General features: G+C 70.0%; 8 protein-coding genes. 4 read left to right on the top strand and 4 right to left on the bottom strand.

All coding sequences use genetic code 11. The features are described from left to right. Positions 1-660, bottom strand: a 660-nt coding sequence (locus tag AC2CHE_RS26100; protein WP_484507488.1) for an IS5 family transposase, incomplete at its 3' end; no start/stop codon positions are given. Positions 661-796: 136 nt separating this feature from the next. Between AC2CHE_RS26100 and AC2CHE_RS26095 the strand changes: the two genes are divergently transcribed. Genes AC2CHE_RS26095 through AC2CHE_RS26085 form a run of 3 tightly spaced genes read left to right on the top strand, consistent with a single transcriptional unit; the run spans position 797 to position 3,761 of the window. Beyond that, positions 797-1,594 carry a B12-binding domain-containing radical SAM protein gene (locus tag AC2CHE_RS26095; protein WP_484507489.1) on the top strand — a complete coding sequence of 266 codons (798 nt, stop codon included), beginning with the start codon at positions 797-799 and terminating at the stop codon, positions 1,592-1,594. A gap of 18 nt (positions 1,595-1,612) precedes the next feature. Then, complete coding sequence (locus AC2CHE_RS26090) at positions 1,613-2,677, top strand: alpha-hydroxy acid oxidase (protein ID WP_484507487.1); 1,065 nt, start codon at positions 1,613-1,615, stop codon at positions 2,675-2,677. Positions 2,678-2,687: 10 nt separating this feature from the next. After that, positions 2,688-3,761, top strand: coding sequence for an amidohydrolase family protein (locus AC2CHE_RS26085; RefSeq protein WP_484507486.1), 1,074 nt, complete (start codon positions 2,688-2,690; stop codon positions 3,759-3,761). Between the two features lie 209 nt (positions 3,762-3,970). On the opposite strand, the gene AC2CHE_RS26080 is transcribed toward AC2CHE_RS26085, so the two are convergent. From AC2CHE_RS26080 to AC2CHE_RS26070, 3 genes are read right to left on the bottom strand one after another with little or no spacing between them, the layout of a single operon-like run. Further along, positions 3,971-5,419, bottom strand: coding sequence for a DHA2 family efflux MFS transporter permease subunit (locus AC2CHE_RS26080; RefSeq protein WP_484507485.1), 1,449 nt, complete (start codon positions 5,417-5,419; stop codon positions 3,971-3,973). Positions 5,420-5,445: 26 nt separating this feature from the next. Beyond that, a complete protein-coding gene (locus AC2CHE_RS26075; RefSeq protein ID WP_484507484.1) occupies positions 5,446-6,315 on the bottom strand; it encodes a nucleoside-diphosphate kinase in 870 nt (289 codons plus the stop codon). A gap of 18 nt (positions 6,316-6,333) precedes the next feature. Further along, on the bottom strand, positions 6,334-7,416 hold the full coding sequence (locus AC2CHE_RS26070; RefSeq protein WP_484507483.1) for a GNAT family N-acetyltransferase: 1,083 nt from the start codon (positions 7,414-7,416) through the stop codon (positions 6,334-6,336). A 162-nt stretch (positions 7,417-7,578) separates the two neighbouring features. Here AC2CHE_RS26070 and AC2CHE_RS26065 point away from each other — a divergent pair, with 162 nt between their 5' ends. After that, positions 7,579-8,184, top strand: coding sequence for a hypothetical protein (locus AC2CHE_RS26065; RefSeq protein ID WP_484507482.1), 606 nt, complete (start codon positions 7,579-7,581; stop codon positions 8,182-8,184). Positions 8,185-8,220: the final 36 nt, after the last annotated feature.

Raw genomic sequence — 8,220 nt, 5'->3', positions numbered from 1 at the left:
CCATCGTTGGCCCGCCTGGATGGGCGCCTTGTCGCCCTTGTGGGCGATCTTGCCGGTCAGGCCGCGTTCGGCCAGCAGCGTGCGGGTGACCGCGGAGTCGTATCCGGCGTCGAGGTGCACCGTGATGGCATCGGGGAGTGGGCCCAGGTCGTCAAGCCGGTCGAGGGTGGGGGCCAACAGCGGTGAGTCGTGTCGGTTCGCGCCGGCCAGGACCCGGCCAAGCGGGATGCCGTAACCGTCAACCATCGATGAACGTTTCATTCCCTGCTTGCCCCGGTCGACCGGTGACCGTCCGGCGCAGTCGCCTCCGCCGGGCGCTTTGGTGATACAGCCGTCCACGGCGATGTCGTCCAGGACCAGGCCGACGAGCCGGTCGTAGGCGTCCACCGCGATCTGCTTGAGCTGGGCGAACACCCCGAGGCGGATCCACTCGTCACGACGGCCGCGGATCGTGGCGGCCGAGCAGGTGGCATCGGCGATCGCCTCGTAGGAACAACCGAACCGCAGCACCTGAATCAGCTTGTCGAACACGATCCGGTCACCGACCCGCCTGCGGTGGCAGCCCAACGGATGCGTCGGGGCGTATGTCGGCCGGTCAGGCAGCAGCGCGGTGAACTGGACCCACAGTGGCTCGATCAGCCATGCTGGGATAGCAGGCACAGGATCTCCCGGTGATCACGAGGCGTAAGCACCTTCATGATCACGGATCCTGTGCCTGCACTCGTTCAGGCACGCCCGTCCAGCCTCGCCATTCTGCGCGGGCTCTAAGAACAAGTCGAAGCGGGTCGTCAACGTGATGGCATCCCGGGGCTGCCCCGAGAAGTGCACCTTCTGCACGACCCCCGTGATGTGGGGCAGTAAGGTGCGCTGGCGCGACCCCGCCGACATCGCCGCCGAGATCCGCGAGGCCAAGGACCGATTCGACGTCGGCGAGGTGCAGTTCGAGGACGACACGCTGACCGCGAACCGGGGCAACCTGCTGCGGCTCTGCGCCGAGCTGGAGAAGATCGGACTGCCCTGGTGCACCCCGAACGGGACGAAGGTCAACTACCACCTGCGTACGCAGTCGGAAATGTACCGGGCGATGGCCGGTGCCGGCTGTTACCAGATCACCCTGGCCTGCGAGAGCGGCGTACAGCGGGTGCTCGACGAGGTGATGCGCAAGAACCTGCGGCGCGAGCTGATCCCGGAGGCGGTCGAACGTGCGAAGGCGGCCGGCATGTTCGTGCACACCTTCTGGATCCTCGGCACGCCGGGCGAGACGTACGAGGACATTATGGAGACGGTGGACTTCGCGCTGGCCTCCGGCGCCGACAGCTTCTCGTTCTCGATCCTGAGCCCATTGCCCGGCACCCCCATCTATCGGCAGGTTGTCGCGCAGAATCTGTGGTGGCCCGGCCGCGGCGTCAAGGACCTGCTCTACCGGTCCTCCCTGGTCCGGGTTCCGGGGTTTTCCAGCCCGCTCGAGTTCGAGCGGTTCGTCGCCGAGACCACCATCCGGGCGAACCGTCACCTGGAGGAGGTCGACCCCGAGCGCTTCCTCGCCAAGTACGGGCCCGCGCCGGGCGACCGCGAACTCGGCAAGGTGATGTAGCACAAAGGGAGCGGTGACGTGCACGAGGAACCGGCCACGGCGGCGCTCGACGGCGGCGCACTCGACTACTGCTTCGGCGCGGCCGGTGACGAGTCCACCATGACTCGCAACGTCGCCGCGCTCGACAACTTCGCACTCGTGCCCCGCATGCTGCCCGGACGGCGCGTGCCGACGACACGCACCACGGTCGTCGGCGGCGAGGTCGCGGCGCCGCTGCTGGTGTCGCCGATGGGCCTTCAGTCCTTCGTGCATCCGGCCGCCGAGATCGCCACGGCTACCGCCGCCGCGTACACCGGAGTGGGCTTCTGTCTGTCCACCTTCTCCTTCAACAGCCCGGAACAGGTGGTCGTCGAAGCGGGCAACGGCCTCCGCTGGCTGCAGCTCTATCTGCTCCGCGAAGCGGACCTGACCGCCTACCTGATCGGCGAGGCCGAGCGGCTCGGCTTTGCAGCCATCGTGTGCACGTTGGACGTTCCCGTGCCGGGCCGCCGGACGCGCGACGAGCGCAACAAGTTCGACCGATTCGCAGCTTCCCAGCCCGCGATCGTGCGCAGCCGGCCGTTCGGTGACCTCGCCGCCCGCCGCGGCCTGACCACACGGGAGCTGCTCGACCAGGTGTTCCCCAACCCGGAGTGCACGTGGGACGACGTCAGCGCGGCGATCGCCTCGACCCGGCTGCCGGTGCTCCTCAAGGGCATCCTGCACCCCGACGACGCTCGCCGGGCCGTCGACGTGGGTGCCGCCGGCATCGTCGTGTCCAACCACGGCGGCCGGCAGTTCGACCGGGCCGTCACGAGCATCGACGCCCTGTCCGGCGTCGTCCGAGCGGTCGGCGGAGCCGTCCCGGTTTATCTCGACTCGGGCATCCGCACCGCCACCCACGCCGCGGTCGCGCTGGCTCTCGGTGCCGACGCGGTGCTGCTGGGCCGCCCGGTGCTGACGGCCCTGGCCTCCGGCGGCGGCGTCGCGGTGACCGCCGCCCTGCGTGCCTTCGTCGACGACCTTGCCCACGTGATGATGCTCGTCGGCGCGCCCTGCCCCGACGCCCTCGCCGGCACCGACGTGTTCCCACCGATCCCGTAGGAGGAGCACCGTGAAGCCTGTCCTTCTCGACTGCGACACGCACTTCAGCGACCACGAGCCCGAGCTGTGGTCGACGGCCGGCCTCGTGTCCCCGGTCATGCCGGAGCTGATCATCGCCGATGACCAGCTGCGGCTGCGCATCGGGGATCGGCTGTTCCCCAAGCCCAGCGGCCACGGCAGCGGCAACCCGAAGGGGCTCGGCCACCTCATCGGCCCCGGCCGTGATGACGACCGGGCCGAGTACATGGCCGCCAACGGGATCGCCAGCGCAGTGCTCCAGCCGGGCTTCGTCGGGCTCTGCCTGCAGGCCGTCGCCGATTCGGCGGTCCGCACCGCTCTGGCCGCGGACTACAACACGCTGGCCGCGCAGGCGTGTGCACGGTCGCGGCTCGACCTGCGCTGGGCGCTGCTGCTCTCCGTCGAGGACCCGACCTGGAGCCTGGCCGCGGTCGAGCGCCTGCGTGACGATCCCCACGTGGTCGCGGCCGTGGTCCGACCCACTGCCCGGACCGCGGAGGCGCGGCTGAGCGACCCGTCCTTCACCCCGGTCCTGGAAAGCCTGGCCGCCAGCGGACTCGCGCTGATCGTGCACAGCGGCACCGGCGGCTACCAGTGGTCGCCGCTCGCCGACTCCTACGCCGACTACACGATGACGCACGTCTTCGCCCACATGGGCGAGCAGATGCTGGCCCTGACCGACTTGCTCAGCCGGCCCGACGGGTTGCCGGCCGGGATGCGCGTCGTCATGCTGGAGGCCGGCGTCTCGTGGATCCCCAGCCACCTCGACCGGCTGGACAGCCACATCCGGCGGCTGTCCGACGAGACCCTCGCGCCGAGCGCGCTGTTCCGCGAGCACTTCGCCGTGGTGCCGGACCCGGAGGAGAATTATGCGCTGTGGGCCTGCCAGGAGATCGGTGGAGCGAACGTGCTGTTCGGCTCCGACTATCCGCACTGGGACACCGTACCCACCGACGTGTGGATGAAGACGTTCGGGGACTTCGCCCCGCCCGAGGTGCTGACCAGGAACACCGAGCGGTTCCTGCCCCGCCTCGCCGCGCCGGCTCGCGAAAAAAATCTTGACTGACTCGACTGATACCCGTGCGGCGGAGGTTGTTCCGCCGCCATGACCGAGCTGGTCACCTGGGCGCGAGCTCACAGGCTGGTTCGGCCGGTGCAGTACGACGAGGCGCAGAAGTGCTGGCGCGTTCTCGGCCACGCCGACACCGCGAGCGTGCTGGCCGACCCGTCGCGCATCCCGGCCGACCTGGGTGACCTGTGGCCGACGGACCTGCGTCACACGCGTGCGAGCCGCGGGGCGTCCATCTCGTCGAAGAGCGCCGCCGCCCGCTCGGCGCTGTGCGTGGCCCGGTGCCCGGTGCCGGCCAGGGCCAGGGTCGAGATGGCCACGCCGAGGGCGAGGGTCAGCCACCACACCGCGCGGCCGGCGTCCGTGAAAGTGGCTCCGTCGCTGGTCAGGGACGAGGCCACGAGCGTCCCGGAGATCGCGACGCCCAGGGCGGTGCCGGTCTGACGGGCGGCCGAGGGCAGCGAGGTGGCCAGTGCGGCCATTGAAGGAGGCATCCCGCTCAGTGCGGTGGTGGTGATCGGCGCGATGACGGTCCCGAGGAAGATCCCGAACAGCACGTAGATCGTGAGCACGGCCGGCAGTGGGGTGTCCGGTCTCAGCCCCAGCGACGCGGTACCGCCCAGGGCGAGCGCGGCACCGGAAACCACCAGCGGCAGTCGGGGGCCGCGGGCGGCGACCAGCCGTCCGGTCAGCGGCGAGACGATCGCGACCGAGACGCCGACCGGTAGCAGGCTCAGACCGGCAGCCAAGGGCGACAGGCCGCGCACCGCCTGCAGGTATTGGGTGGTGACGAAGAGGAAAGCCCCGAAGCCGCACAGGCCGAACAGGGAGATCGAGATGGCCGCGCTGAAGGGCAGGCTGCGGAACAGGCGCAGGTCCAGCAGCGGGTCGACGCGACGTGGCTCGTAGGCCAGGATGGCCAGGAAGGCGAGCGTGGCCACCGCGAGCAGGCCGAGGATGACCGGCGACGTCCAGCCGAACCGCCGCGACTCGATGATCGCGTAGACGACGCCGGCCAGCACCACGACGACCAGAGTCTGACCGACCGGGTCGAACCGGCGTGCGCGCGGGGCGCGGGACTCGGGGACGAACCGTGCGGCGCCCACCATCGCGACGGCCACGATCGGCACGTTGATCCAGAAGATGGCGTGCCAGCCGAGGCTGCCGACTAGGGCGCCGCCGACGATCGGGCCGAGTGCCTGCGACAGCCCGGTCATCGAGCTGAACACGCCGATGGCCCGCGCCCGCTCGCCCCGGTCGGGAAAGGCCGTCCCGACGATCGCCGCCGCCACCGGGTTGAGCATGGCGCCGCCGACGGCCTGCAGCACCCGCGCCGCAATCAGCCAGCCGATGCTCGGAGCCAGGCTGCACAGCAGCGACCCGAGCCCGAATGTGGCCAGGCCGAGCTGGAACACCCGTCGGCGGCCCCACCGGTCGGCGGTGGAGCCGGCCAGCACCAGGAAACCGGCCAGTACCAGCACGTAGGCGTCGACGATCCACTGCAGGCCGGACACCGAGGCGTGCAGGTCGCGGCGGATCGACGGCAGCGCCACATTGACGACGGCGATGTCCATGACGACGACGACAACGCTGGCGCAGCAGATCGCGAGCACCAGGTAGGGGCGGCGCGGGCGGAGCTCGGTCGACGCGGGCACGGGAACCACGCTAGATGTGTTTCACTTCATCGGGTCGCCTCGAAGTGGCTCGACGTGGCCAGCACGGTGAACTCCCACGGGTCGAGTGCGATGCCGTAGACGGCCATCCGGGTGCGGACGGTGGCCATGTCCAGCCGGGGCGGCGCGCCGTCGAACCGGGCTGCGAGGATCTCCGCCAGGCCGATCGGGTGGCCGCCCTCCTCGAGTTGCTCGGCGAGAAGCATCCCGGCCTTGGGGTCGCCCAGTTCGCCGCGTGCGAGCAGATCGGCCGCCAGCTGCTGGCCGGTCGGCGTCAGGCTGGGCCACAGGTGACCGAGCAGCCGGGCCCGGACCCCGGCGAGGACCGCGGCGAAGTGCCTCGTCTCGATGGGCTGGCCCGCTTCGATCAGGGCCAGGGCCGGCTGGAAGGGGGCGTCGGTGAACAGCGCCGGGTCGGAGCCGGCAAAGATCGCGCACTCCACTGCCGAGCGCTCTGGCGAGTCCGAGATGTGCAGCAGGTCGAGGATCTCGTTGATCGCCTTGAGATGCCGGCGCAGCGTGTCCGGCGAGGCGAGCGCCGGGTCCGAATGGCCCTTCATCCGCTGGATGGTGCTGTAGAGCTCGTCGCTGGGCCGGTCGCGCTCGTCGGCGAGAACGAGCTGCAACGTCGGCCCGAGCTCGAACAGCACGTCGACGGCGCGGTACTTGTAGACGTCGCTTCGCTTGGCCCCGTCGAGTGCCGCGACCGCGTCGAGCTGGGCGGCGGTGATCTGGGCCAGCCGCCACCGCGCGACCCGCAGCCCGGCCCGGGAGAACCGCTCCAGCACCTGCTGCGTGAGGTGTCGACGCAGGCAGTCGGGGGTGATCAGGCAGAAGACCCGGTTGTTCCAGGCCGCGGGGTCGTCCATGAGTGGCATCGGCAAACTCCTCACGCTTCAGGTGGTTGTTCGGGGCTCGGCCGGGATGCGCAGCTCCGCGGCGAAGACAGGATGCAACCGGCAGCCGCGCAGACGCTTCGCGTCCCAGGAGCCGATCCCGTACGAGATGCGCCGGATGCCGTGACGGGGTGCCAGCACCGCCGGGTGGTAGAACGCGCATCCGAAGTAGGTGAACCGCGAGTGTGGCTCGTCGTAGTCGGCCCCGGTGAGCAAGGCGGTCCAGTGGTCGCCGTCGCGGGCGAAGAGCATGAACGACAGCAACGTCCCATGGTGGCGGGCGGTGACCAGGCAGAGCTCCTCGGGCCGGAAGCTGGTGAGGATCTGGTCGAGCAGACGGGCGTCGCGGGCCCAGTTCGGCCGTTCCCCGTACTTGACGGCCAGGCGGCCCCGCAGCGCGGCCATTTCCGACGCCGCAGCGGCCGGGTCCGCCACGCCGATCGTCACGCCGTTTTCGTCGAGCCGGCGCAACTCCCGCCGGATCATCACCCGGCGCCGCGACGGCAGTGTGCGCAGGTAGCCGTCGAAGTCGGCCCAGGTCACCTCCATCACGCAGGTGGAGGTCAGCGGCAGCACCCGGGCGCCGGCGTCACGGAGCACGTCGAGCAGCGGCCGGGCGGTCTCGGCGAGGTAAAGGAACGAGATCGATGAGAGACCGGCATCGCGGGCCCATTCGAACAGCTGCCCCACGAAGTCACGCAGGACGGCTGGGTCGTGGCCGGCCCGCCCCACCGGGAACGTCTCGTAGGTCGGATGCATGAAGAGCAGCCCGGGCAGCACGTCGGCGGCGGCGAGGCCGGACCACGGATGGGGGCCTTCCGGCAGCAGACCCAGCCCGGCGGCACGACCCGAAAATATCTCGTACGGGTCGAGGCGCGAGTTGGGCAACGGCGCGGCGAGTACCGACCCGCCGATCGCCGCCAGCACCTCGTGCCGGTGGCGCAGCGAGAAGGTCCGGTAGCTGTCGCCGAACCGATCGATCGTCAGCGTCATCATGCGGCTCGACGCGGAGGTCGGATGGCCGGACGCGAGCTGATCCCACTCGAGCAGCAGGCCGGGAGACACGTCAAGTGACGAGGTCATTCGGGCCCCTTCCGGCAGCGCTTCAGCACCGTAACCGGCCGCGCCAAGCGGCCGCCAAGCAGCCGCAAAGCGCGGGCGAGGGCCGCACGGCCGATCGATGTCGCACTATGGTCAAGCGGCGATCGGAGCACTTAGCATCAGGAAGCTGATCGGGGGTTTCGTATGCTCATCGCCGCGTTCAAGCCCGGGCACGACGGCACGATCGCCGTGGTGGAGGACAAGAAACTGATCTGCTCCGTCGAGTCGGAGAAGGACTCCAACGCGAGGTTCGCCCGGCTGAGCCCGAGCGCGCTGGTCGACGCGGCGCAGTTGCTCTCCGGCGTGCCCGACGTGGTCGCCGTCGGCGGCTGGCACAAGAGCAGCCTGCCGGGCGTGCGCGAGGTCGGCGCCGGATATGCCGGGGCGCAGGCGTCGGCGACTCAGTCGATCTCGTTCATGGGCAAGAAGGCGATCTACTTCACCTCCTCGCACGAACGGTCGCACCTGATGATGGCGCTCGGCATGGCGCCGCCCGCGGACGTGCCGCTGCGCAGCGTACTTATCTGGGAGGGGGTTTTCGGCTCCTTCTATCTGATCGACCATCGGCACGAGATCGTCAAGCAGATCGACGTGCTCAACGAGCCCGGTGCGCGCTATGCCTTCCTGTACGCGCTGGCGGACCCCACGGTCGCCGACGCCGGGCTGCGGGTGCCCCCAGGGCTCAGGCAAGGTAGCGATATGTCCGTCGTGAGTGTTTCGGGGCGGACGCTCCTGATCGTGGTGGTATAGGCCGGGCGCGGCCTTTCGGTGATCATTCAGGTGTCG

The sequence above is a fragment of the Micromonospora sp. ATLC16 genome, from assembly GCF_057196645.1.
The sequence above is the reverse complement of the archived record's forward strand: the minus strand, read 5'-3'. Positions and strand labels throughout refer to the sequence as shown.